At 69.0% G+C, this 23,749-nt stretch carries 23 protein-coding genes; 21 read left to right on the top strand and 2 right to left on the bottom strand.

Annotated elements, in window-relative coordinates; all coding sequences use genetic code 11:
- Positions 1 to 89 precede the first annotated feature (89 nt).
- From OHT76_RS08860 to OHT76_RS08850, 3 genes are all read left to right on the top strand, one after another.
- Positions 90 to 1,559, top strand: a complete 1,470-nt coding sequence (locus tag OHT76_RS08860; protein ID WP_328870200.1) for a site-2 protease family protein — start codon at positions 90 to 92, stop codon at positions 1,557 to 1,559.
- Positions 1,560 to 1,597: 38 nt separating this feature from the next.
- Positions 1,598 to 2,500 (top strand): tRNA (adenine-N1)-methyltransferase, encoded by a 903-nt coding sequence (locus tag OHT76_RS08855; protein WP_328870199.1) that lies wholly within the window; start codon positions 1,598 to 1,600, stop codon positions 2,498 to 2,500.
- Positions 2,501 to 2,713: 213 nt separating this feature from the next.
- Complete coding sequence (locus OHT76_RS08850) at positions 2,714 to 3,292, top strand: hypothetical protein (protein WP_328870198.1); 579 nt, start codon at positions 2,714 to 2,716, stop codon at positions 3,290 to 3,292.
- Positions 3,293 to 3,313: 21 nt separating this feature from the next.
- Here the strand turns inward: OHT76_RS08850 and OHT76_RS08845 are convergent, their stop codons facing one another.
- Complete coding sequence (locus OHT76_RS08845; RefSeq protein ID WP_328870197.1) at positions 3,314 to 3,616, bottom strand: ferredoxin; 303 nt, start codon at positions 3,614 to 3,616, stop codon at positions 3,314 to 3,316.
- Positions 3,617 to 4,062: 446 nt separating this feature from the next.
- On the opposite strand from OHT76_RS08845, the gene arc reads away from it, so the two are divergent.
- The 6 genes from arc to prcA all read left to right on the top strand — a co-directional run bounded on the left by arc (position 4,063) and on the right by prcA (position 10,236).
- Positions 4,063 to 5,829, top strand: coding sequence for a proteasome ATPase (arc, locus tag OHT76_RS08840; RefSeq protein WP_328870196.1), 1,767 nt, complete (start codon positions 4,063 to 4,065; stop codon positions 5,827 to 5,829).
- A gap of 234 nt (positions 5,830 to 6,063) precedes the next feature.
- Positions 6,064 to 7,575: a depupylase/deamidase Dop gene (dop, locus tag OHT76_RS08835; RefSeq protein WP_443049743.1), complete on the top strand. Its 1,512-nt coding sequence runs from the start codon at positions 6,064 to 6,066 to the stop codon at positions 7,573 to 7,575.
- A 189-nt stretch (positions 7,576 to 7,764) separates the two neighbouring features.
- On the top strand, positions 7,765 to 7,983 hold the full coding sequence (locus OHT76_RS08830; RefSeq protein WP_037760434.1) for a ubiquitin-like protein Pup: 219 nt from the start codon (positions 7,765 to 7,767) through the stop codon (positions 7,981 to 7,983).
- 98 nt (positions 7,984 to 8,081) lie between these two features.
- A complete protein-coding gene (locus OHT76_RS08825) occupies positions 8,082 to 8,618 on the top strand; it encodes an endonuclease VII domain-containing protein (protein ID WP_328870195.1) in 537 nt (178 codons plus the stop codon).
- A complete protein-coding gene (gene prcB, locus OHT76_RS08820; RefSeq protein ID WP_328870194.1) occupies positions 8,570 to 9,415 on the top strand; it encodes a proteasome subunit beta in 846 nt (281 codons plus the stop codon). Before OHT76_RS08825 ends, prcB begins: the two co-directional genes overlap by 49 nt.
- Before the next feature lie 62 nt (positions 9,416 to 9,477).
- Positions 9,478 to 10,236, top strand: a complete 759-nt coding sequence (gene prcA / locus OHT76_RS08815) for a proteasome subunit alpha (protein ID WP_328870193.1) — start codon at positions 9,478 to 9,480, stop codon at positions 10,234 to 10,236.
- Positions 10,237 to 10,310: 74 nt separating this feature from the next.
- Here the strand turns inward: prcA and OHT76_RS08810 are convergent, their stop codons facing one another.
- Positions 10,311 to 11,327, bottom strand: a complete 1,017-nt coding sequence (locus OHT76_RS08810) for a LacI family DNA-binding transcriptional regulator (RefSeq protein WP_328870192.1) — start codon at positions 11,325 to 11,327, stop codon at positions 10,311 to 10,313.
- A 107-nt stretch (positions 11,328 to 11,434) separates the two neighbouring features.
- On the opposite strand from OHT76_RS08810, the gene OHT76_RS08805 reads away from it, so the two are divergent.
- The 12 genes from OHT76_RS08805 to OHT76_RS08750 all read left to right on the top strand — a co-directional run bounded on the left by OHT76_RS08805 (position 11,435) and on the right by OHT76_RS08750 (position 23,684).
- Positions 11,435 to 12,694, top strand: a complete 1,260-nt coding sequence (locus OHT76_RS08805; protein WP_328870191.1) for an MFS transporter — start codon at positions 11,435 to 11,437, stop codon at positions 12,692 to 12,694.
- 9 nt (positions 12,695 to 12,703) lie between these two features.
- Positions 12,704 to 14,065 carry a Pup--protein ligase gene (gene pafA, locus OHT76_RS08800; protein WP_328870190.1) on the top strand — a complete coding sequence of 454 codons (1,362 nt, stop codon included), beginning with the start codon at positions 12,704 to 12,706 and terminating at the stop codon, positions 14,063 to 14,065.
- Between the two features lie 130 nt (positions 14,066 to 14,195).
- Positions 14,196 to 15,197 carry an FKBP-type peptidyl-prolyl cis-trans isomerase gene (locus tag OHT76_RS08795; RefSeq protein ID WP_328870189.1) on the top strand — a complete coding sequence of 334 codons (1,002 nt, stop codon included), beginning with the start codon at positions 14,196 to 14,198 and terminating at the stop codon, positions 15,195 to 15,197.
- A gap of 61 nt (positions 15,198 to 15,258) precedes the next feature.
- Positions 15,259 to 15,630, top strand: coding sequence for an FKBP-type peptidyl-prolyl cis-trans isomerase (locus OHT76_RS08790; protein ID WP_328870188.1), 372 nt, complete (start codon positions 15,259 to 15,261; stop codon positions 15,628 to 15,630).
- Between the two features lie 144 nt (positions 15,631 to 15,774).
- The gene (locus OHT76_RS08785; protein WP_328870187.1) at positions 15,775 to 16,728 is read left to right on the top strand and encodes a helix-turn-helix transcriptional regulator; all 954 of its coding nucleotides are present in this window, start codon (positions 15,775 to 15,777) and stop codon (positions 16,726 to 16,728) included.
- A 19-nt stretch (positions 16,729 to 16,747) separates the two neighbouring features.
- Positions 16,748 to 17,755 carry a helix-turn-helix transcriptional regulator gene (locus OHT76_RS08780; RefSeq protein ID WP_328870186.1) on the top strand — a complete coding sequence of 336 codons (1,008 nt, stop codon included), beginning with the start codon at positions 16,748 to 16,750 and terminating at the stop codon, positions 17,753 to 17,755.
- 74 nt (positions 17,756 to 17,829) lie between these two features.
- Positions 17,830 to 18,111 carry a hypothetical protein gene (locus OHT76_RS08775; RefSeq protein WP_328870185.1) on the top strand — a complete coding sequence of 94 codons (282 nt, stop codon included), beginning with the start codon at positions 17,830 to 17,832 and terminating at the stop codon, positions 18,109 to 18,111.
- 10 nt (positions 18,112 to 18,121) lie between these two features.
- Positions 18,122 to 18,316, top strand: coding sequence for a hypothetical protein (locus tag OHT76_RS08770; protein WP_328870184.1), 195 nt, complete (start codon positions 18,122 to 18,124; stop codon positions 18,314 to 18,316).
- A gap of 261 nt (positions 18,317 to 18,577) precedes the next feature.
- Complete coding sequence (gene tatA, locus OHT76_RS08765) at positions 18,578 to 18,868, top strand: Sec-independent protein translocase subunit TatA (RefSeq protein ID WP_328870183.1); 291 nt, start codon at positions 18,578 to 18,580, stop codon at positions 18,866 to 18,868.
- Positions 18,869 to 18,915: 47 nt separating this feature from the next.
- Positions 18,916 to 19,869 carry a twin-arginine translocase subunit TatC gene (gene tatC, locus OHT76_RS08760; protein ID WP_328870182.1) on the top strand — a complete coding sequence of 318 codons (954 nt, stop codon included), beginning with the start codon at positions 18,916 to 18,918 and terminating at the stop codon, positions 19,867 to 19,869.
- A 31-nt stretch (positions 19,870 to 19,900) separates the two neighbouring features.
- Positions 19,901 to 20,791: a diacylglycerol kinase gene (locus OHT76_RS08755; protein ID WP_328870181.1), complete on the top strand. Its 891-nt coding sequence runs from the start codon at positions 19,901 to 19,903 to the stop codon at positions 20,789 to 20,791.
- A gap of 40 nt (positions 20,792 to 20,831) precedes the next feature.
- Positions 20,832 to 23,684: a DEAD/DEAH box helicase gene (locus OHT76_RS08750; RefSeq protein ID WP_328870180.1), complete on the top strand. Its 2,853-nt coding sequence runs from the start codon at positions 20,832 to 20,834 to the stop codon at positions 23,682 to 23,684.
- Positions 23,685 to 23,749 lie beyond the last annotated feature (65 nt).

Genomic DNA, 23,749 nt, shown 5'->3' with positions numbered 1-23,749 from the left:
GGGCGGAACGCGTCGCGACGGACGCATACCATCGACCCGAGACCCTTCCGCCCGGCAGGCGCGGAAGACGCTTCGAACGAGGGGACACCGTGGACGAGAGCGGCGGGAGCGGGCAGCCGCGGTCCGGCACCGAGGAGCCGACCAGCCACCACGCAACACCGACGACCCCGCCCGCAGACCCCACACCCCCCGAGTCCTCGGACACGCCCCCGCCCCCCGAGGACGAGGCACCCCGCAAGCCGGAGAGCGAGCCCTCGGACGCCCCGGCCCCCGAGCCCCCGACGCTGCACAAAGACGACAAGGCCCCCCGGCAGCCCCCCGCCACCCCGCCCACCGGCGACCAGGCCCCCACCCCGGCCGACCGCACCCTCGCCCACTCCGGAGTCGGCAAACCCCCCAAGCCCCCGGAGCCCCGCGGCGGACTCCTGATGGGCCGCCCCTTCGGCGTGCCCGTGTACGTCGCGCCCAGCTGGTTCCTCGTCGCCGCGCTGATCACCTGGGTGTTCGGCGGTCAACTCGACCGGGTCCTGCCCGAACTCGGCGCCGCCCGCTATCTCGTCTCCCTCTTCTTCGCGGTCGCCTTCTACGCCTCCGTACTCGTCCACGAACTCGCCCACACCGTCGCCGCCCTCCGCTTCAAACTCCCGGTCCGCCGCATCCAGCTCCAGTTCTTCGGCGGCGTCTCCGAGATCGAGAAGGAGTCCGACACCCCGGGCCGCGAGTTCGTCCTGGCCTTCGTCGGCCCCCTGCTCTCCCTCGTCCTCGCGGGCGTCTTCTACGGCGCCATGCAGGCCGTCGAGCCCGGCACCGTCCCCGGCGTCCTGCTGGCCGGCCTGATGATCTCCAACCTCATCGTGGCCGCCTTCAACCTCCTGCCCGGCCTCCCCCTCGACGGCGGCCGTATGCTCCGCGCCGTCATCTGGAAGATCACCGGCAAGCCGATGAGCGGCACCATCGCCGCCGCCTGGGTCGGCCGTGCGCTCGCCGTCTCCGTGCTCATCGGGCTCCCGCTGCTCACCCAGTCCGGAGCCCTCGGTTCCAATGCCGAGGACAACGTCGGCATGGACACCGTCATGGACGCCCTGCTGGCCGCGATCCTCGCCGCGATCATCTGGACCGGCGCCGGAAACAGCCTCCGCATGGCCCGCCTGCGCGAGCACCTGCCGGACCTGCGCGCCCGCACCCTCACCCGCCGCGCGGTCCCCGTGGAGACGGACACCCCGCTCTCCGAGGCCCTGCGCCGCGCCAACGCCGCCGGCGCCCGCGCCCTGGTCGTCGTCGACCCCGACGGCACCCCCCTCTCCCTCGTCCGCGAGGCCGCCATCGTCGGCGTCCCCGAACACCGCCGCCCCTGGGTCGCCGTCAGCGGCCTCGCCCAGGACCTGACGGACGGCATGCGCGTCTCGGCGGAACTGGCCGGCGAGGACCTCCTGGACGCCCTGCGCGCCACCCCCGCCACCGAGTACCTGGTCGTCGAGGAGACCGGCGAGATCTACGGCGTCCTGTCCGCCGCGGACGTCGAGCGGGCCTTCGTAAAGGCCATGGCCAGGCCCTCCTGATGGTCGGCGGCCCCCGTAAACCCCGGTAGGCTGTTCACATGTCCGAACCGACCGGTGCCGCCCGCAGGCGCGGGCCCTTCAAGGTCGGGGACCAGGTTCAGCTGACCGACCCCAAGGGCCGCCACTACACGTTCACGCTCGAGGCCGGGAAGAACTTCCACACCCACAAGGGTTCCTTCCCGCACGACGAACTGATCGGTGCTCCCGAGGGCAGCGTTGTCCGCACCACCGGGAACGTCGCCTACCTCGCGCTGCGCCCCCTGCTCCCCGACTACGTCCTGTCCATGCCCCGCGGGGCAGCCGTCGTGTACCCGAAGGACGCGGGGCACATCCTCGCCTTCGCCGACATCTTCCCCGGCGCCCGCGTCGTCGAGGCCGGCGTCGGCTCCGGCTCGCTCAGTAGCTTCCTGCTGCGCGCCATCGGCGACCAGGGCATGCTGCACTCCTACGAGCGCCGCGAGGACTTCGCGGAGATCGCCCAGCAGAACGTGGAGCGCTACTTCGGCGGACCGCACCCCGCCTGGCAGCTCACCGTCGGCGACCTCCAGGACAATCTGTCCGACACCGACGTCGACCGCGTCATCCTCGACATGCTCGCCCCCTGGGAGTGCCTGGAGGCCGTCTCCAAGGCGCTCGTCCCCGGTGGCATCCTGTGCTGCTACGTCGCCACCACCACCCAGCTCGCGCGGACCGTCGAGTCCATCCGCGAGATCGGCTCCTTCAACGAGCCGACCTCCTGGGAGACGATGATCCGCAACTGGCACGTCGAGGGCCTGGCCGTCCGCCCCGACCACCGCATGATCGGCCACACCGGCTTCCTCCTCACCGCCCGCCGCCTCGCGGACGGAGTCGAGCCGCCCATGCGCCGCCGCCGCCCCGCCAAGGGCGCCTACGGCGAGGACTACTCCGGCCCCAACGCCGACGGCGGCGCCGGCCGCTGAGGCGGCCCCGTGCCGCGTACAACGTAACGGCGCCGCGGTCGAGTTCCCCTCAAGCACCGGGAACTCGACCGCGGCGCCGTTGTGCTGACGGCACGCCACCCGCCGCATCACTTCGGCACCGGAACTGCACACCCCCGCCGTTCCCCCGCGGTGTGACGTGTGGCACCATGCCTGGCACCCCCACCGGCACAGCCCTCACGGGAGACACTCCTAGTGCAGCACTCCGCCGTCCCGGAACTGGCACACACGCACACCCGCCCGATCCACTGGCTCGCGACCGCCACCGCCCTGGCCGGCGTCGTGGCGCTCTCCTCGGTCCTGCAGCCGGATGCCGCCAACGCGGCCCAGACGCCGGGCCCGGAATCGAAGACCGCTCCCACCGCCGTCGCGGCCCCCGACCCCAAAGGCGTCGACTTCCCGCTCGAATGCGGCCCGGTGAAGGCGATCGTGGTCAAGAAGGCGTCGGGAGACCTCGACGGCGACGGCCGCCCCGAGACCGTGGCCGTCGTCCACTGCGACGCGCCCATGGGGACCCCGCCGGACGGCGTGTACGTCCTCACGACGGGCGCCGACACCGAACAACCCCGTGTCGTGGCGACCCTCGTCGACCCGAAGGACCGCCAAACGGTCAGCGAGTTCGCCGTACGCGACGGGGCGGTCGTCGCCACCCTGCTCGGCTACTCCAAGCCCGACGTGCCCAGTTGCTGCCCCGATGTCACCGACCACGCGAAGTGGCAGTGGAAGAACGGCGCGTTCGTCCGCTCCACGCCCGCCGGAGCACAGAGCGTCTGACGACCCTCCGCGCCCGGCGCGTCACTGCGCGTCGGGCCCGTACACCTCGACCCGGTCCGCGACCCGGCGCACATGGATGCACTCGCCGGGACACTCCTTGGCCGAGTCCACGACATCCGTGAGCAACGGCAGCGGTACCGGGGTCGTGGCGCCCTTGTCCTGCAGAAGCTCGTCCTCCGCGCCCTTCACGTAGGCGAGCCCGTCGATGTCCAGCTCGAACACCTCGGGCGCGTACTGGGCGCAGATGCCGTCGCCGGTACAGAGGTCCTGATCGATCCAGACCTCCAGCGCCTCGCCGACGGCGGCCTCCAGCTCCACGTCCATCTCTCCTACCGTTTCCCGCGCCGAACCGACCCGCCCTCTACGAGGCGGCCCGCACCGACGGCCGTTGACCGACTTCGACCCTACCTCCGGTGCACCCCCCGGCGACTTCGGTCCCGTCGGTGACCCAACCCGCCCGCGCGGGCACCCTGAGTCACCGCCCGTACCCACCGGATTCGACCCCGGCATATGCGGCACCGACCGGTCCGGGACCAGCTCCAGCGCGCCCTCAAGGCCGCAACTCCGGCCAAACATGACGGTGTTTGACCACTCCGGCCTGGAACAGGCCGCTTCCGAAAGACGTTGAGTGGGTATCCACACGGCGTAAGAACGGCTCAGGGTGTGGCTGACGACACACCTTGACAGTCTTTGTGATCTAGGGGTTTCAATCGACACCCACCCAGGTAGGGTCTGGAAGCGTCCAGCTCCCTTTGGAGGAGGTGAGGACCGTGGCAGCCCACGACGACGACATGAACCGCGGCATCCGCCCGGGACGAGGGTCCGAAGACCCCGCCGGGCAGATTGCCTACCTTGAGCAGGAGATCGCCGTCCTGCGACGTAAGCTCGCCGACTCTCCGCGACACACGAGGATTCTCGAAGAGCGGATCGTCGAGCTGCAGACCAACCTGGCCGGCGTGTCCGCCCAGAACGAGCGACTTGCCAACACGCTCCGTGAGGCCCGCGACCAGATTGTGGCTCTCAAGGAAGAGGTCGACCGGCTCGCACAGCCGCCGGCCGGCTTCGGTGTCTTCCTGCAGGCGATCGAGGACGGCACCGCCGACATCTTCACCGGAGGACGCAAACTCCGGGTGAACGTCAGCCCAAGCGTCGAACTCGACGACCTGCGCCGCGGCCAGGAAGTCATGCTCAACGAAGCGCTCAACGTGGTCGAGGCCATGGAGTTCGAGCGCGTCGGGGACATCGTCACCCTCAAGGAGATCCTGGAGGACGGCGAACGCGCCCTGGTGCTCGGGCACACCGACGAGGAACGGGTGGTACGGCTCGCCGAGCCGCTGCTGGACGTCACCATCCGCCCCGGCGACGCCCTCCTGCTCGAACCCCGCTCCGGCTACGTCTACGAGATCGTGCCCAAGAGCGAAGTGGAGGAACTCGTCCTCGAAGAGGTCCCGGACATCGGCTACGAGCAGATCGGCGGTCTGGGCAACCAGATCGAGATGATCCGCGACGCGGTCGAGCTCCCCTACCTCTACCCGGACCTGTTCAAGGAGCACGAACTGCGCCCGCCCAAGGGCGTCCTGCTCTACGGACCGCCCGGATGCGGCAAGACGCTCATCGCCAAGGCCGTCGCCAACTCGCTGGCCAAAAAGGTCGCCGAGGTCACCGGCCAGGCCACCGGCAAGAGCTTCTTCCTCAACATCAAGGGCCCCGAACTCCTCAACAAGTACGTCGGCGAGACCGAGCGGCAGATCCGCCTCGTCTTCCAGCGTGCCCGCGAGAAGGCCAGCGAGGGCACCCCCGTCATCGTCTTCTTCGACGAGATGGAGTCCCTCTTCCGCACCCGTGGCTCCGGTGTCAGCTCGGACGTGGAGAACACCATCGTCCCGCAGCTGCTCGCCGAGATCGACGGCGTGGAAGGCCTGCAGAACGTGGTCGTGATCGGCGCCTCCAACCGCGAGGACATGATCGACCCCGCCATCCTGCGCCCCGGCCGACTCGACGTGAAGATCAAGATCGAGCGTCCGGACGCCGAGGCCGCCAAGGACATCTTCCAGAAGTACCTCACCGAGCGGCTCCCGCTGCACCCCGAGGACGTCGGTGAGCACAGCGGCGACAAGTCGATGACGGTCCAGAGCATGATCCAGACCGCCGTCGAGCAAATGTACGCCGAATCCGAGGAAAACCGCTTCCTGGAAGTCACCTACGCCAACGGAGACAAGGAAGTCCTCTATTTCAAGGACTTCAACTCCGGCGCCATGATCGAGAACATCGTCGGGCGCGCCAAGAAAATGGCGATCAAGGACTTCCTCGAGCACAACCAGAAGGGTCTGCGCGTCTCCCACCTCCTCCAGGCTTGCGTGGACGAGTTCAAGGAGAACGAGGACCTGCCCAACACCACCAACCCCGACGACTGGGCCCGGATCTCCGGAAAGAAGGGCGAGCGGATCGTGTACATCCGTACCCTGATCACCGGAAAGCAGGGCGCGGACACCGGACGCTCCATCGACACGGTGGCGAACACCGGTCAGTACCTGTAAAAGACAGGGCGGCTGCGGGTGCCCTCAGCGGGTACCCGCAGCCGACTGTTTTTCCGGCGACGACCGGAGCAAGGCAATGACGCAAATGATCTCCCCACCAGCGCAAAGGCGTTCTAGGCTCTTCCGTACCGCCGAGTCGCGCAGTGCGGGGACGGGCACCGCACACGCACCGGAGCGCCAGCGGTACTTGAGCAGCGCCCCCGACCGAGGGCGCCGCCGGGCAAGGAGGGCCGCATGACCGTACGGCGAGTAATGGGCATCGAGACGGAGTACGGGATCTCCGTCCCCGGTCACCCCAACGCCAATGCCATGCTCACCTCATCCCAGATCGTCAACGCCTACGCGGCGGCGATGCACCGGGCCCGCCGGGCCCGCTGGGACTTCGAGGAGGAGAACCCGCTGCGGGACGCGCGAGGCTTCGACCTCGCCCGCGAGGCCGCCGACGCCAGCCAGCTCACCGACGAGGACATCGGCCTGGCCAACGTCATCCTCACCAACGGCGCGCGCCTCTACGTCGACCACGCCCACCCCGAGTACAGCGCCCCGGAGGTCACCAACCCGCGGGACGCCGTCCTGTGGGACAAGGCAGGCGAGCGGATCATGGCCGAGGCCGCGGAACGCGCCGCCCAGCTGCCCGGCGCCCAGCCGATCCACCTCTACAAGAACAACACCGACAACAAGGGCGCCTCCTACGGCACGCACGAGAACTACCTGATGAAGCGGGAGACCCCCTTCTCGGACATCGTGCGCCACCTCACGCCCTTCTTCGTCTCCCGTCAGGTCTTCGCCGGAGCGGGCCGCGTCGGCATCGGCCAGGACGGACACGAACACGGCTTCCAGCTCAGCCAGCGCGCGGACTACTTCGAGGTCGAGGTCGGCCTGGAGACGACGCTGAAGCGCCCGATCATCAACACACGGGACGAACCGCACGCGGACGCGGAGAAATACCGCCGACTGCACGTGATCATCGGCGACGCGAACCTGTCGGAGATCTCGACGTACCTGAAGCTCGGCACGACAGCCCTGGTGCTGTCCATGATCGAGGACGGCTTCATCGCCGTGGACCTGGCCGTGGACCAGCCCGTCCGCACCCTCCACCAGGTCTCCCACGACCCGACACTCAAGCGCCTGGTCACGCTCCGCAGCGGTCGGACACTCACCGCGGTCCAGCTCCAGATGGAGTACTTCGAGCTGTCCCGCAAGTACGTCGAGGAGCGCTTCGGCGCCGACGCCGACGACCAGACCAAGGACGTCCTGACCAGGTGGGAGGACACCCTCAACCGCCTGGAGAACGACCCCATGAGCCTCGCCGGCGAACTGGACTGGGTCGCCAAGCGGGAGCTCATGGAGGGCTACCGGCGCCGCGACGACCTCGACTGGGACGCAGCCCGGCTGCACCTCGTCGACCTCCAGTACGCCGACGTACGCGCCGAGAAGGGCCTCTACAACCGTCTCGCGGCCCGCGGGCGCATCAAGCGCCTCCTGGACGAGACCGAGGTCGAGCGGGCGCGCACCAAGCCGCCGGAGGACACCCGCGCGTACTTCCGCGGTCGGTGCCTGGAGCAGTACGCCGACGATGTCGCGGCGGCCTCCTGGGACTCGGTGATCTTCGATCTGCCGGGCCGGGACTCCCTCCAGCGCGTCCCAACCCTCGAACCACTTCGCGGAACGCGTAATCACGTCAAGGAGCTCCTGGACCGCTGTAGGACCGCCGAAGACCTGGTCAGGGTCCTGTCCGGCGGGTGAGGGGGTACCCGGGTCCTGGGGGCCGGACAGGGTGGAAAACCCACCGTCCGGGAATCATCGAGGTGGCCCCCGCACGTTGAGGAAAGTGCGGGGCCGATGTCAGACCGGGCTTGTAGGGTCTGATCATCACCGATCGGCAGGAATGTCGACCTGGCGACCATGTCGGGCGAACTGAGCGGGGTGAGGGTTATGGCAACCAAGGACACCGGCGGCGGACAGCAGAAGGCCACACGCTCCACCGAGGAGGTCGAGGAGCAGGCGGCAGAAGCGCAGGCTTCCGAGGACCTCAAGGAGCGACAGGAGAAGCTGAGCGACGACGTGGACTCCGTCCTCGACGAAATCGATGATGTGCTCGAAGAGAACGCCGAGGATTTCGTGAGGTCATTTGTTCAGAAGGGTGGCGAGTGATTTCACCTTTGAATCAAAGGTGAAGTCGGGGGAAGTTCGGAGTGGACGAACAGTCAGCGTCGAGACGCTGTTCGCGGTGCCAGCAACACCTGCCGCGTGTGGCGTTCGCAAGCAACAAGGCCATGCCCGATGGCCTCCAGGCGTACTGCCGGGAGTGCTCAGCCGAGTACTACCGGCAGCGCCAGGAGTCCAAAGGGAAGAAGGTCCGGGAGAGGGTGCCGGTCCCGCCGGGGCATAAACGGTGTCCGCAGTGCGAAGAGGTGAAGGCGCACTCCGAGTGGGAGCGCAACAAGTCCTCGTCGGACGGCTGGGCGAGTTACTGCCGTGCATGTCGGGCGGAACGGAACCGGATCAGCTACTTCAAGCGCAAGTACGGCCTCACACCAGCGGAGTTGGACGCGCTGGTCGCCGAGCAGCAAGGCATCTGCTGTATATGCCTTGCCGCCCCCGCCGAGCATGTGGATCACTGCCATGAGACGGGTAGGGTCCGTGGCGTACTGTGCTTCAGCTGCAATGCCGCACTGGGGCAGTTCAAGGATCGGCCCGACGTCATAAGGCGGGCTGCTGCTTACGTGGAAGGAATCGCGTGGAAGCCAACACTCGTAGCACCGGGCGTCTACCAGCTGCCTTCCTGACGCCTGGGTCGGCCTCGTTCATGGACTTTCTGTCCGAGCATCAGCCGGATATGTTGCCCGGGAACCGTCAACTCCCGCCCACGAAGGGCGTGATCGAGGCGCCGCACGGGACGACCATCGTGGCCGCGGCCTTCCCCGGGGGCGTTGTGCTGGCCGGTGACCGGCGGGCGACCATGGGGAATGTGATCGCTCAGCGGGACATCGAGAAGGTCTTCCCCGCGGACGAGTACTCGGCCGTCGGTATCGCCGGTACCGCGGGGCTCGCGGTCGAGATGGTCAAGCTGTTCCAGTTGGAGCTCGAGCACTTCGAGAAGGTCGAAGGCGCTCAGCTGTCGCTGGAGGGCAAGGCGAACCGGCTGTCGACCATGATCCGGTCCAATCTGGGCATGGCCATGCAGGGGCTGGCTGTCGTGCCGCTCTTCGCGGGGTACGACGTGGACCGGGAGAAGGGGCGGATCTTCTCCTACGACGTCACCGGCGGCCGTTCCGAGGAGCAGGGCTACGCCGCCACCGGCTCCGGTTCGATCTTCGCGCGCGGTGCCATGAAGAAGCTCTTCCGTGCTGACCTGACTGAGTCCGAGGCCACGACACTGGTGGTGCAGGCCCTGTACGACGCGGCAGACGACGACTCGGCGACCGGTGGTCCCGATGTCGCCCGCCGGATCTACCCCATCGTCACCGTGATCACCGATGACGGCTTCCGCAGGCTCACCGATGACGAGTCCTCCGAGATCGCCCGTTCGATCCTGGAGCGACGTCTGGAGCAGCCCGACGGCCCGCGGGCCGCGCTGCTGTAGTCGGCGGACTTGGTTCTTGCACGGTGATCGCAGTGACTTCCACAGAAAGGGACGGATAACCGGTGTCGACGCCGTTCTATGTCTCCCCCCAGCAGGCCATGGCCGACCGGGCGGAGTACGCCCGCAAGGGCATCGCCCGCGGCCGCAGCCTGGTCGTGCTGCAGTACGCCGACGGCATTGTCTTCGTCGGCGAGAACCCGTCCCGCGCGCTGCACAAGTTCAGCGAGATCTATGACCGGATCGGCTTCGCGGCCGCCGGTAAGTACAACGAGTACGAGAACCTGCGGATCGGTGGCGTCCGGTACGCCGACCTGCGGGGTTACACCTATGACCGGGACGATGTGACCGCCCGCGGTCTGGCCAACGTCTACGCCCAGACGCTGGGCACGATCTTCTCCTCCGCGGCCGAGAAGCCGTACGAGGTGGAGCTGGTCGTCGCCGAGGTCGGTGAGACGCCGGAGGGCGACCAGATCTACCGGCTGCCGCACGACGGCTCGATCGTCGACGAGCACGGCTCGGTCGCGGTCGGTGGTAACGCCGAGCTGATCAGCAATTACCTGGACCAGCGTCACCAGGACGGCATGACGCTCGCCGAGGCGCTGAAGCTGGCGGTGCAGGCTCTGTCCCGTGAGTCCAACGGCACGCAGCGGGAGATCCCCGCCGAGCGTCTGGAGGTCGCGGTGCTGGACCGTACGCGTCCGCAGCAGCGCAAGTTCAGGCGCATCGTCGGCCGTCAGCTCGCCCGGCTGCTGGAGGCCGCCGATGGCGCGGCGACCGAGGCGGAGAGCGCCGAGGACGCCGAGGGCTCCGACGAGGAGTAGTCCGCGCCCATCTCACCGCGCCCATCTCACCCCGCTGTGCCCCGGCCGACCTCTCGGCCGGGGCGCAGGGCGTTTCAGGAGGCGCCAGGTGGCGCTGTGGAGCCCCGTACGACCAGTTCGACGGGGATATCGCCCGCTTCGGGTGTACGGCCCTCCAGGACGGCCAGCAGGGCCTGCATGCCGCGTTCGCCGAAGAGCTCCGCGTCCAGCCGTACGGTCGTCAGCTCCGGGTCGATGGCGGTGGCCAGGGCGAGGTCGTCCAGGCCGGTGACGGAGAGGTCCTCGGGGATGCTGAGGCCCAGGCGCCGGGCGGCCTTGTAGGCGCCCGCGGCGAGCTTGTCGTCGTCGCAGATCAGGGCGGTGGGGCGGGGGCCGGGTGCGGAGAGCGCGGTCTCGGCGGCGCGCTGGGCGCCCTCGATGGAGATCGGGGCGCGTGCCGTCGACAGGGTGGTGTCGGCAACGGCGGCCACGCGCGCGTGCAGTTCTCGGGCGCGGACCTCGAAGGTCCAGGAGGGCACGTCCGCGGCCAGGTGCAGGAAGCGGCGGTGTCCGAGGCCGAGCAGATGGTCGGCGATCTGTCGTACGCCGTCGGCGATGTCCAGGTTGACGGTGGCGGCGCCGAGGCTGCCGGCCGGGTCGCTGTCGAGCATCACGAGGGGCAGCTGGTCGCCGCGGATGGTGGTGAGGGCGTCGGCGGCCATGGAGGAGGCGATGACGCCGTCCAGGGCGGCCTGGGCGGAGGCGAAGGGGTCGCGGGCGGGTCCGATGCCCTCGGGGGAGGGGTAGAGCACGACGCCGAAGCCGTGGGCGGCGGCGACGCGGGCGGCGCCGGTGTAGACGCCGGCGAAGAACTCGGTGGTGAGGGCGGGGACGACCAGCAGGACGGTGCGGGTGCGGCCGAGGCGGAGGTTGCGGGCGGCGAGGTTGGGCCGGTAGCCGAGTTCGCGGGCGGCCTGGCGTACGCGCTCGGCGGTGGCCTCGGAGACCCGGCCGCGCCATTTGTCGCCGAGCACGAGGGATACGGCGGCCTGGGAGACGCCCGCGGCCTGGGCGACGTCCCGGCTGGTGGGGCGGGTGCTGCCTCGTGCCACCGTGCTGCCTGCGCTTTCGTCTGGACGCGTGAACAGCGCACATGGTACGTATGACGGAGGAAGTTATACGTAAAACCTCATGCGTCTCGGCGAGGAGTGGAACGAACATGGCCGCGGGATACCTGGAGATCCTCAGGGCGAGGCACGCCACGCGGCTGCTCGTCGGCACGCTGGTGGGCCGGCTGCCGAACGCCACCGCCGCCATCGCGATCGTGCTGTTCGTCCGCGCCGAGGGCGGCACGTACAGCCTGGCCGGGGCGCTGGCGGCGGTCTACGGCGTCGCCAATGCCGTAGGACAGCCGTTGCTCGGCCGGTTGGTCGATCTGCGCGGGCAGCCGCGGGTGCAGTTGCCCTCCGCGGTGGTGTCCGCCCTCGCGATGGCGGTGTTCGCCTTCGCGGGCATCGGGCCGCTGCCGCTCGCCTACGCGGCCGTCGCGGCCGCCGGTCTGTTCACGCCGCCCCTGGAGGGCGGTCTGCGGGCGTTGTGGCCGTCGGTGCTGCGCAGGGAGGACCAGGTGCACACGGCGTACGCCATGGACGCCGTGGCGCAGGAAGTCATGTTCACCGTCGGACCGTTGCTGGTGACGGTGTGCACGGCGCTGTGGTCGGCGCAGGCGGCGCTGCTCGTGCTGAATGTCATAGGCGTCCTCGGCGCTCTCTCCGTAGTGGTCTCGCCGCCTTCGCGCGCGTGGCGTTCGGCGCCGCGTGAGGCGCACTGGCTGGGCGCGCTGCGCTCGCCGGGACTGCTGGCGCTGCTGGGCGCGTTCCTGTTCGTGGGTATCGCGCTGGGCTCCATCACGGTCGCCTCGGTGCCGTATGCGGACGACCACGGCGGTGACGCGGTGTACGGCTGGCTCATGGCGGGGCTGGGTCTCGGGGCCCTGATCGGCGGCACTGTGTACGGGGCGCGGCAGTGGGCGGGTGAGCCCGCGCGGCGACTGACGGTTCTGACGGCTCTTCTGGCGGTGTGTTACCTGCCGCTGATGCTGATGCCGGGCGCGTTCGCCATGGTGTTGCTCGCTGTGCTGTCGGGTGTGTTCCTGGCGCCCTGTATCGCTTGTGCGTTTGTGCTCGTGGACCGGCACGCGCCGAGGGGGACGGTCACCGAGGCTTTCTCCTGGCTTGTGACGACGTTCACCGTCGGCGCGTCGGTCGGAACAGGGCTCACCGGCCCGGTCGTCGAGGCCGGCGGAGCCGCGTGGGGCTTCGCCGTTCCGGGTGTCGCGGGAGGCGTGTCGCTGCTGGTCCTGCTGGCCACCGGGCGGGTCCTCGCAGCGTCCGCGCAGACAGCGGTCGTTGCGGCTTCATCGGAAAATGATCCAAACCGTGCTGTCGAACCCCGTTTCAGCACAGGGGATCGGGCGTAATGTTCAGTCATGGACCGCCGCATTTTCGGGCTGGAGAACGAGTACGGCGTCACGTGCACGTTCAGGGGACAGCGCCGTCTGTCGCCTGACGAGGTGGCGCGGTACCTCTTCCGCCGTGTCGTGTCATGGGGCCGCAGCAGCAATGTCTTTCTGCGGAACGGCGCCCGCCTCTATCTCGACGTGGGCTCACATCCGGAATACGCGACACCCGAATGTGACAACGTGATCGAACTGGTCACCCACGACAAGGCCGGCGAACGCATTCTGGAAGGGCTACTGGTAGACGCCGAACGACGCCTGCACGAGGAAGGAATCGCGGGCGACGTCTACCTCTTCAAGAACAACACCGACTCGGCGGGCAACTCATATGGTTGCCACGAGAACTATCTGGTGGCCCGGCACGGGGAGTTCTCCCGGCTCGCGGACATCCTCATTCCGTTCCTGGTCACGCGCCAGCTGCTGTGCGGTGCGGGCAAGGTGCTGCAGACCCCGCGCGGGGCCGTGTACTGCGTCAGCCAGCGCGCCGAGCACATCTGGGAGGGCGTCTCCTCGGCGACGACCCGCTCCCGGCCCATCATCAACACCCGCGACGAACCGCATGCGGACGCCGAGCGCTACCGCCGGCTGCATGTCATCGTGGGCGACTCCAACATGTCCGAGACGACCATGCTGCTCAAGGTCGGGGCCACCGATCTGGTGCTGCGCATGATCGAGGCGGGCACGGTGATGCGGGATCTGACCCTGGAGAACCCGATCCGGGCGATCCGCGAGGTCAGCCATGACATCACCGGCCGGCGCAAGGTGCGTCTGGCCAGCGGCCGGGAGGCCTCCGCGCTGGAGGTGCAGCGGGAGTACTACGAGAAGGCCGTGGACTTCTGCGAGCGCCGCGGGATCCGCACCGGCACCGTCGAGCAGGTGCTGGAGCTGTGGGGCCGCACGCTGGACTCGATCGAGTCCGAGGACCTCGACCGCATCGGCACCGAGATCGACTGGGTCATGAAGTACAAGCTCATCGAGCGCTACCGCGCCAAGAACAACATGACCATGTCGCACCCCCGGGTCGCGCAGATAGACCTCGCCTACCACGACATCCACCGCCGTCGTGGCTTGTACTACTTGCTGGAGAAGAAGGGTCAAGCAGCCCGGATCTGCAATGACTTGAAGATCTTCGAAGGCAAGTCCGTTCCGCCGCAGACCACTCGGGCCCGGCTGCGCGGCGACTTCATCCGCAGGGCCCAGGAACAGCGCCGGGACTTCACCGTCGACTGGGTCCACCTCAAGCTCAACGACCAGGCCCAGCGCACCGTGTTGTGCAAGGACCCGTTCCGTTCCGTGGACGACCGGGTGGAGAAACTGATCGCCGGTATGTGACCGCTGCGTTTCGGCTCAACAACGCCGGAACGCAACACGGGCGCCGTACGTTTCCCGTACGGCGCCCTTCTCACGCCGTAGAGTTGCGCGCACTCCATCTACAAGATCGACCGATTACGAGGCCCCCACCGTGCGCCGACGCTCACTTCTCATTGCCGTACCCGCAGGACTCGCCACGCTCGCCGCATGCGGGGACGAGGATTCCGGCTCGAGCGAGGCGAGCGACACCCCGTCGCCCTCGGCCCCCGAGACCTCGGCCGCGCCGTCGCCGAAGATCGTGGACGGCCCGCTGCCGGCGATCACCGCGGGCACCAAGTTCGACGAGAAGCCGACCGTCGCCAAGGGCAGTGGCGACCCGTCGAAGGACCTCGCCGTGAAGACGGTGATCGCGGGGGGCGGCACGACCGTCGCGGAGAACGACTACGTCCAGGCCCACTACCTCGGCCAGGTCTGGGCCACGGCGAAGGTCTTCGACAACTCCTACGACCGCAAGACCCCGCTGGTCATCCAGCTCGCCCAGGGCAGCATCATCGACGGCTGGCGCTACGCCCTGGCCGGCAAGAAGGTCGGCAGCCGAGTCCAGATGGCCGTCCCCCCGACCTGGGGCTACGGCGAGCAGGGCAACAGCCAGGCGGGCATCAAGGGCACCGACACACTGGTGTTCGTGGTGGATGTGCAGGGCACCTTCAACACCAAGAGCTCCGCCAAGGGCACCGAGGTCGCCCAGGACAACATCGACCTGCCGAAGGTCGGCACCAACACCGACGGCAAGGCGCCCTCCATCGAGGTCCCGGACGCCGACGCGCCGACCGAGCTGGTGGCGAGCTACATCCTGGAGGGCGACGGCGAGGAGGTCGCCGCCGAGGACAGCGTGCTGGTGCAGTACAAGGGCGTGCTGTGGGACGGCGCCAAGGAGTTCGACTCCAGCTACGCCAACAAGCAGCTTGTCTCCTTCTCGCTGCAGCAGGTCGTCAAGGGCTGGGCGCAGGGGCTGACCGGCAAGAAGGTCGGCAGCCGCGTCCTCATCGTCATCCCGCCGAAGCTGGGTTACGGCGACAGCCCGCCGCAGGGCAGCGGCATCAAGAAGGACTCCACGCTGGTCTTCTCGGTCGACATCCTGGCGAAGATGTGACCCCGCGGGGGATGTAAGACTGTGACCGTTGGCTTTACACAACAAGCATGGAGCTGAACACGTGAGCATCGACAAGCCGGAGATCGACTTCCCGGGTGGCGAGCCGCCGGCGGACCTCGAGATCAAGGACATCTGGGAGGGCGACGGCGCGGTGGCCGAGGCGGGCCAGACCGTCACCGTGCACTACGTCGGCGTCGCTTTCAGCACCGGCGAGGAGTTCGACGCGAGCTGGAACCGCGGTACGCCGTTCCGCTTCCCGCTCGGTGGCGGCCGCGTCATCAAGGGCTGGGACCAGGGCGTGCAGGGCATGAAGGTCGGCGGCCGCCGCCAGCTGACCATCCCGGCGCACCTCGCCTACGGCAACCAGAGCCCGACGCCGGCCATCAAGCCGGGCGAGACCCTGATCTTCGTGGTCGACCTCCTCGGCGTCTGATCACTTGGGGTCTGATCGTCGTACGACCGGACCCGATCACCTGGGGCCCATGCCTGTCCGGGCATGGGCCCTCGGCTTTTGCCGCGCCACCTGGGGGCGGTACGGTCATCGGTCTAAGGACCATAGGGAAGGCGAAGGGCGTCGATGGCCATTGCCAAGGCCGAGCGGCTCATGAATCTGGCGCTGTGTCTGCTCGGGACGCGGCGGCCACTGAGCAAGCGCGAGCTGCGTGAGTCCATCGAGGCCTATCTGGAAGCCGGGAGCGACGACTCCTTCAACCGCATGTTCGAGCGGGACAAGGACGATCTGCGCGAGCTCGGCCTGGTCATCGAGACCGTGGAGAGCCTCGACGGCGAGGTCGGCTACATGGCCCGCCGCGACAGCAACCGGCTGCCCCCCATCACCCTCGACGCCGAGGAGGCCGCCGCCCTGGGCCTTGCCGCCAAGGTGTGGCAGCAGGCCCGGCTCGCCGGAGCCGCCAGCGGCGCCCTGCAGAAGCTGCGCGCGGCGGGAATGCCCGAGGACGTCGACATGTACGAGACCCATGGCGCTCTGGAGCCGCGGATCCCCGTGCACGAGGCCGCCTTCGAGCCGCTCATGCTGGCCTGCCGCGACCGCCGCCCGGTCGCCTTCGACTACCGCAAGGCCACTGCCGCCCGCCCCGAGCCCCGGCATGTCGAGCCATGGGCGCTGGAGTGCTGGCGCGGCCACTGGTATCTGGCGGGCTGGGACCGCGACCGGGGAGCCGAGCGGGTCTTCCGGCTCTCCCGGATCACCGGCAAAGTGCGCTCGCGCGGCGGCAAGTTCACCGCCCCCGTACCGGACGTCGTCACCGTGCGCGAGACGGTGGCCAGTTGGGCGGGCGAGACCGCCGACCGCTCGGCGCTGATCCGGCTGCGCTCCGGCTCGGGGTACCCCTTGCGGGCGAAAGCCACCTGGGTGCGGGAACTCGAGGACGGCTGGGACGAGTTGGAGATTCCGTACGGGCACGGCCTGGACGCCTGGCTGGTGGAGTTCGGGCCGGACGTGGTCGTGCTGGAACCCGCCGAGCTGCGGGCCGATGTGATGGACCGGCTGCGTGCCGTGGCCAAGGGCTGAGGGGGAGCGGACGAGGACAGTGGCAGGCAAACCGGTCAGGCCCGTGAACGCCATCGACCAGACCCGGCGGATGCTCTCCCTGGTGACCTATCTCAGGGAGCGCCCCGGCGCCCGGGTCGAGGACGTCGCGCGCGCCTTCGGCATCACCGAGGACGAGCTGGTCTCGGACCTCGATGTGCTGCCCATGTGCGGCACCAGCTTCCGCGGTGGCGATCTGCTCGACATCGACACCGACGGCGAGCGCATCTGGTGGCACAACCCCGATGATGTGGCCGAGCCGCTGCGGCTCGCCTCCGACGAGGCGACGGCGCTGCTGGTCGCCGCGCGCGCCGTCTCCACGCTGCCCGGTCTGCGTGAGAGCGACCGGCAGGCGTTGCTGCGGGCCACCGCGAAGGTGGAGACCGCGGCCGGCGAGACGGCCGGCGCCAGTTCCCGTCTTTCGGTGACCTTCGAGTCCGAGGGCGGGGTCTTCGCGGACGTCGACCGCGCGATTTCGGAGCGCCGCCGGCTGTGGATCCGTTACTACTCGCCCGCCCGGGACGAGCTCACCGAGCGCGAGATCGACCCGATCCGCCTGGTCAGCGTCGGACACACCTACGTCGAGGCCTGGTGCCGCCGCTCCGAGGCGCGCCGCACCTTCCGGCTCGACCGGGTCGCCGAGATCAAGATCCTCGACGAGCCGTCCGCGCCGCCCGAGGTCGAGCTGCGGGACCTCTCGGAGGGGCTGGTGCAGCCCGCCGCCGAGGACCCGGAAGTCGTCGTCGAGGTCGGCCCGGGCGGGCGCTGGGTCGCCGAGTACTACCCGCACGACAGTGCGGATGAGCTGCCGGACGGCGGGCTGCGTATCTCTCTGCGTACGCCCGACCCGGCGTCGCTCAAGCGCCTCGCCCTCCGGCTCGGCCGCGACGGCCATATCGTCGCGCCCCCCGAGCTGGCGGAGAGCGCCCGCAAGGCTGCGCGAGAGGCCTTGGCGGCATACGACGGGATCGAGGCGCAGGGCGCGCAAGGAAACGGCATCCGGGAGTGAGCCGCAGGGCGCGCCGGTGTCTCTCGACACCGGCACAGAGCGCCCGTAGGCGATCGACCAAATCAAAGGGGTGGATGAGCTTGAGTGATTCCGTGCTGTCCGTCGCATCCGCTTTCGCCGGGATGAGAAGCGTGAGCCCCGTGGTGTTCAAGGCGGGCTGTCCGGACTGCCGGGGCCGGTTCGAACTCGCCGCGAGCGCCCTGCGGCTGGCCATCGGGGCCACGAGCCGTACCACCTTCTACTCCTTCACCTGCCCGGAGTGCGGCGCGGCCGTGCGCAAACCGGCCGGGGAGCGCGTCGTCGAGCTGCTCACCGGCGGTGGGGTCCGCACCCTGCGGCTGCACTCGACCCTCTAGGCTCGGCGTCATGTTCTGGCCGATGTTCGCGATTGCTGTGGGTTTCCTGGGTCTCGCCGTGCTCGGTGTGCTCGCGGTGCGGGTCTTCCTGGAGGCACAGCGCCTCGGCAGGCAGGTCTCGGACTCCGCTCAGCGCATCAACAGGGCGGCGGAGGACCTGGAACGGGCGGCCGTGAGCACGGCCAGGGCTGTGGACTCCCTGTGAGTCCGGCTGAGAACCGGGTGTGAGTCCTGCGCCGCATGCGTTTTGGGCCACTTCGCCCTGTCAACCGGACGCCTGTGCCAGGTACGCTGCTGGTCGCGGCCCGGAGAACGAGGCCCGGACCGCGGACCGGGAGTACGCACGGGGATTGCCTCACGTTCACCCCTGAGCGTTACGATCGCTGCCAACACGATCGCTCGGACACTTGTCCGACCGGTCGGACAGCACCCCACCCAAGCCGCCTCGGTGAGAAGGTAAAGACTTATGTTCGGAAGGCTCGGAGCTCCCGAGATCATTCTCATCCTCGTCGTCATCATCCTGCTGTTCGGCGCGAAGAAGCTTCCGGACATGGCTCGGTCGCTCGGCAAGTCCGCCCGCATCCTCAAGAGCGAGGCCAAGGCGATGAAGTCCGAGGGCCAGGACAACGCGTCCGCTCCGTCGGCCCCGGCCAACGACGACCAGCAGACCCCGGCTCAGCGCACCATCCAGGCGGCCCCCGGCGACGTGACCAGCTCGCGCCCGGTGACCGAGCCGACGGACACGACCAAGCGCTGACGCAGGGCCGGTGACCTCCGGCCCGCCGCACGAGATGGGAACGTGGGTTGCTGAAGCCTGCCCGCAACAAGGAGAAGGAGAAGGATCCCGAGGGGCGGATGCCCCTCGCGGAACACCTTCGTGAGCTCCGCAACCGGCTCGCGAAGGCACTGCTGGCCATCGTCGCCGTGACGATCGTCGCCGCCTTCTTCTACATGGACATCATCAGCTTCTTCACGGAGCCGATCCTCGAGTCGGTCGGCTGCGCGAAGAGCTTCGAGGAGCTGGCCAACACCACCAGCGAAGAGACGTGCGCGCAGATCACCATCAACGGTCTGCTCACCCCCTTCACGCTGGCGCTGAAGGTGTCGCTGATGGCCGGTGTCGTCCTGGCCTCGCCGATCTGGCTGTACCAGCTGTGGGCCTTTGTCGCCCCGGGCCTGCACCGGCACGAGCGGAAGTACGCGTACTGGTTCGTCGCCACGGGCTTCCCGCTCTTCCTCCTGGGCGCCCTCTTCGCGTACAAGGTGCTGCCCACCACCGCGAAGGTGCTGATCGAGTTCACGCCGTTCGGCGTCGACAACCTCCTGCCCCTGGACGATCTGCTCGACCTCGTCACCCGCATGGTGATCGTCTTCGGTCTCTCCTTCGAGCTGCCGCTACTGCTGGTCATGCTGAACTTCAGCGGTGCCATCACCGGCAAGCGCATGCTCGGCTGGTGGCGCGGCATGATCATGGGCATCACCGTGTTCGCGGCCTTCGCGACCCCGAGCACCGACCCGCTGACCATGCTGGCGCTCGCCGGACCCATCTGGATCCTGTACTTCGCCGCGACCTTCGTCTCGCTGCTCAACGACCGTCGCAGGCGCCGCCGTGACGCGCTGGGCCCCGCGGACGACGAGGCCTCCGACCTCGACCTCACCCCCGAGGAGATCGGCGAGGTCGAGACCGTCTCCGCCAGCCGGGCGCTGCCCGAGCAGGCGACCACGGAGCGGGTCAACGGTTATGACGACGTGACCTGAAGATCGCGGGGCAGCTCATAGGGTCTGACCCGTGAGCAGCGAGATCACTCTCTTCGTCAATCCCACCGCCGGACGCGGCCGGGGCGCTCATGCGGCGCAGCCGGCCGCTTCCGCGTTCCGCGCGGCCGGATTCACCGTACGGACGGTCATCGGGGCGGATGCCGAGGACGCCCTCGCACGCGCGCGTGCCGCCGTCGCGGACGGCACCGGGGCACTGGTCGCGGTCGGCGGGGACGGCATGGCCAACCTCGCGCTCCAGGCCGTCGCCGGCACCCGCACACCCCTCGGCCTGGTCGCCGTCGGCACCGGCAACGACTTCGCCCGCGCCCTCGGCCTGCCCGTGCTGGACCCGGCCGCCGCGGGCCGGGTGATCGCCGAGGCGCTCAAGGGCGCCCGGCTGCGCGACATCGACCTCGGACAGGCCGACGACCGCTGGTTCGGCACCGTCCTCGCCTCCGGCTTCGACTCCCGGGTCAACGACCGAGGCAACCGCATGCGCTGGCCCACCGGCCGCCTGAAGTACGACCTCGCGATGCTCGCCGAGCTGGCCGCCTTCCGCCCCTTCCCGTACCGGATCACGCTCGACGGCGGCGAGGTCCGGGAGATCGAGGCGACGCTGGTCGCGGTCGGGAACGGATCGTCGTACGGCGGCGGCATGCGGATCTGTCCCGGGGCCGACCTCACCGACGGGCTGTTCGACATCACGATCGTCGGGGACTGCTCCCGCGCCACCCTGCTGAGGGTGTTCCCGAGCGTCTACCGGGGCGGCCACGTCGACCATCCCAAGGTCACCGTCGTCCGAGCCGCGCGGGTGAAGATCGCCGCCGAGGGCATCACCGGGTACGCCGACGGGGAGCCGCTCGGGCCGCTGCCGCTCACCGCGCGCTGTATACCGGGCGCGGTACGGGTCGTAGGGCCGTGAGCTGCGCGGATCCGGGGTTTGCGGAAACCGGATCCGGATAATGATCGTCCTGTTGTCAGTGGGGCCCGGTACGCTCGAAAGCACGATGACAGAGGACCTCTCACCGGCCGAGCGGTATGCGGCTGCCCGTCTGCGGGCTGCCGAGCAGGCCACCGCGCTCGCCTCCTTCCGCGAGATGTACGACTTCGGCCTCGACCCCTTCCAGATCGAGTCCTGCCAGGCACTCGAAGAAGGAAAGGGCGTGCTGGTGGCCGCCCCCACCGGTTCCGGCAAGACGATCGTGGGCGAGTTCGCCGTCCACCTCGCCCTGCAGCAGGGCAAGAAGTGCTTCTACACGACGCCCATCAAGGCGCTGTCGAACCAGAAGTACGCCGACCTGTGCCGCCGTTACGGCGCGGACAAGGTCGGTCTGCTCACCGGCGACAACAGCGTCAACTCCGGTGCCCCGGTGGTCGTGATGACCACCGAGGTGCTGCGGAACATGCTGTACGCGGGCTCGCAGACCCTCATCGGTCTGGGCTATGTGGTCATGGACGAGGTGCACTACCTCTCCGACCGGTTCCGGGGCGCCGTATGGGAAGAGGTGATCATCCACCTCCCCGAGTCGGTGACCCTGGTGTCCCTCTCGGCCACCGTGTCCAACGCCGAGGAGTTCGGCGACTGGCTGGACACCGTCCGCGGCGACACGGAGGTGATCGTCTCCGAGCACCGTCCCGTCCCGCTGTTCCAGCATGTGCTGGCCGGACGCCGGATGTACGACCTGTTCGAGGAGGGCGAGGGCCACAAGAAGGCCGTCAACCCCGATCTGACGCGGCTGGCGCGCATGGAGGCCACCCGGCCGTCGTTCCAGGACCGCAGACGCGGGCGCGCCATGCGCGAGGCCGACCGGGAGCGGGAGCGCAGACAGCGCTCGCGGGTGTGGACGCCGGGCCGGCCCGAGGTCATCGAACGGCTCGACGCCGAGGGGCTGCTGCCCGCCATCACCTTCATCTTCAGCCGCGCCGCCTGCGAGGCCGCCGTACAGCAGTGCCTGTACGCGGGACTCCGGCTCAACGACGAGGAGGCGCGGGAGAAGGTGCGCGCCCTGGTCGAGGAGCGCACGGCGTCCATTCCGACCGAGGATCTGCATGTCCTCGGCTATTACGAGTGGCTGGAGGGCCTGGAGCGCGGGATCGCTGCCCATCACGCGGGCATGCTGCCGACCTTCAAGGAGGTCGTCGAGGAGCTGTTCGTCCGCGGTCTGGTGAAGGCCGTCTTCGCCACCGAGACGCTCGCGCTCGGCATCAACATGCCCGCGCGGTCCGTGGTGTTGGAGAAGCTCGTCAAGTGGAACGGCGAGCAGCACGCCGACATCACACCGGGTGAGTACACGCAGTTGACCGGTCGTGCGGGACGGCGCGGTATCGACGTCGAGGGCCACGCCGTCGTGCTGTGGCAGCGGGGGATGAGCCCCGAACATCTCGCGGGGCTCGCCGGCACCCGTACGTATCCGCTGCGCTCCAGCTTCAAGCCGTCGTACAACATGGCGGTCAACCTCGTCGAGCAGTTCGGGCGGCATCGCTCGCGCGAGCTGCTGGAGACGTCGTTCGCGCAGTTCCAGGCCGACAAGTCGGTCGTCGGGATCTCCCGGCAGGTGCAGCGCAACGAGGAGGGGCTCGAGGGCTACAAGGACTCCATGACCTGCCACCTCGGCGACTTCGAGGAGTACGCGCAGCTCCGTCGCGAGCTGAAGGACCGGGAGACCGAGCTGGCCCGGGAGGGCGTGGCCCAGCGGCGCGCCGAGGCCGCCGTCGCGCTGGAGAAGCTCAAGCCGGGCGATGTCATCCATGTCCCGACCGGCAAGTACGCGGGGCTCGCGCTGGTGCTGGATCCGGGGCTGCCCGCCGGGCGGTCCAACGGCCACCGGGGCTTCGAGCACCATGACGGGCCGCGGCCGCTGGTGCTCACCGCCGAGCGGCAGGTCAAGCGGCTGGCGTCGATGGACTTCCCGGTGCCGGTCGAGGCGCTGGAGCGAATGCGGATCCCGAAGTCCTTCAACCCGCGCTCCCCGCAGTCCCGTCGGGATCTCGCCTCCGCGCTGCGCACCAAGGCGGGGCACATTCCGCCGGAGCGGGCGCGCAAGAAGCGGTCGCAGGCCGCGGACGACCGGGAGATCGCGCGGCTGCGCAGCGCTCTGCGCGCGCATCCCTGCCATGGGTGCAACGACCGTGAGGACCACGCCCGTTGGGCCGAGCGGTATCACCGGCTGCTGCGGGACACCTCGCAGCTGGAGCGGCGGATCGAGGGGCGCACCAACACCATCGCGCGGACCTTCGACCGGATCGTGGCGCTGCTGACCGAGCTGGACTATCTGCGGGGTGACGAGGTCACCGAGCACGGTAAGCGGCTGGCGCGGTTGTACGGCGAGCTGGATCTGTTGGCCAGTGAGTGTCTGCGGGCCGGGGTCTGGGAGGGGTTGGCTCCGGCTGAGCTGGCGGCCTGTGTCTCTGCCCTGGTGTACGAGGCGCGCGTCGGCGACGACGCGATGGCACCGAAGCTGCCTTCCGGGAAGGCGAAGGCCGCGCTCGGGGAGATGGTTCGGATCTGGGGGCGGCTCGATGCCCTTGAGGAGGACTTCCGGATCAGTCAGACCGAGGGGGTCGGGCAGCGGGAGCCTGATCTGGGGTTTGCCTGGGCCGCGTATATGTGGGCCTCGGGTAAGGGGCTGGATGAGGTCCTTCGGGAGGCTGAGATGCCTGCGGGGGACTTTGTGCGGTGGTGCAAGCAGGTGATCGATGTGCTGGGGCAGATTTCAGCGGCTTCTCCTGTGGAGGGGTCGACTGTGGCGAAGGCTGCGCGCAAGGCGGTTGATCAGTTGCTGCGGGGGGTTGTGGCCTACTCGTCGGTGGGGTGACGGGTTCGGTCGGCGTTTCGAGGCTCCCTTGAGTCTCCCGTGCTTCTTCAGACGGAGTCGCGAGG

Origin of the sequence: Streptomyces sp. NBC_00287, from assembly GCF_036173105.1 — a bacterium.
In the GTDB taxonomy this organism is placed as follows: Bacteria; Actinomycetota; Actinomycetes; order Streptomycetales; family Streptomycetaceae; genus Streptomyces.
The sequence above is the reverse complement of the archived record's forward strand: the minus strand, read 5'-3'. Positions and strand labels throughout refer to the sequence as shown.

Bases quoted from the DNA above. Each gene is read 5' to 3' on its own strand.
- OHT76_RS08855 (WP_328870199.1), top strand. From the start codon at position 1,598: ATGTCCGAACCGACCGGTGCCGCCCGCAGGCGCGGGCCCTTCAAGGTC.
- OHT76_RS08845 (WP_328870197.1), bottom strand. From the start codon at position 3,616: ATGGACGTGGAGCTGGAGGCCGCCGTCGGCGAGGCGCTGGAGGTCTGG.
- dop (WP_443049743.1), top strand. From the start codon at position 6,064: ATGACCGTACGGCGAGTAATGGGCATCGAGACGGAGTACGGGATCTCC.
- OHT76_RS08830 (WP_037760434.1), top strand. From the start codon at position 7,765: ATGGCAACCAAGGACACCGGCGGCGGACAGCAGAAGGCCACACGCTCC.
- OHT76_RS08805 (WP_328870191.1), top strand. From the start codon at position 11,435: ATGGCCGCGGGATACCTGGAGATCCTCAGGGCGAGGCACGCCACGCGG.
- pafA (WP_328870190.1), top strand. From the start codon at position 12,704: ATGGACCGCCGCATTTTCGGGCTGGAGAACGAGTACGGCGTCACGTGC.
- OHT76_RS08785 (WP_328870187.1), top strand. From the start codon at position 15,775: ATGGCCATTGCCAAGGCCGAGCGGCTCATGAATCTGGCGCTGTGTCTG.
- OHT76_RS08775 (WP_328870185.1), top strand. From the start codon at position 17,830: ATGAGCTTGAGTGATTCCGTGCTGTCCGTCGCATCCGCTTTCGCCGGG.
- OHT76_RS08770 (WP_328870184.1), top strand. From the start codon at position 18,122: ATGTTCTGGCCGATGTTCGCGATTGCTGTGGGTTTCCTGGGTCTCGCC.
- tatA (WP_328870183.1), top strand. From the start codon at position 18,578: ATGTTCGGAAGGCTCGGAGCTCCCGAGATCATTCTCATCCTCGTCGTC.
- OHT76_RS08750 (WP_328870180.1), top strand. From the start codon at position 20,832: ATGATCGTCCTGTTGTCAGTGGGGCCCGGTACGCTCGAAAGCACGATG.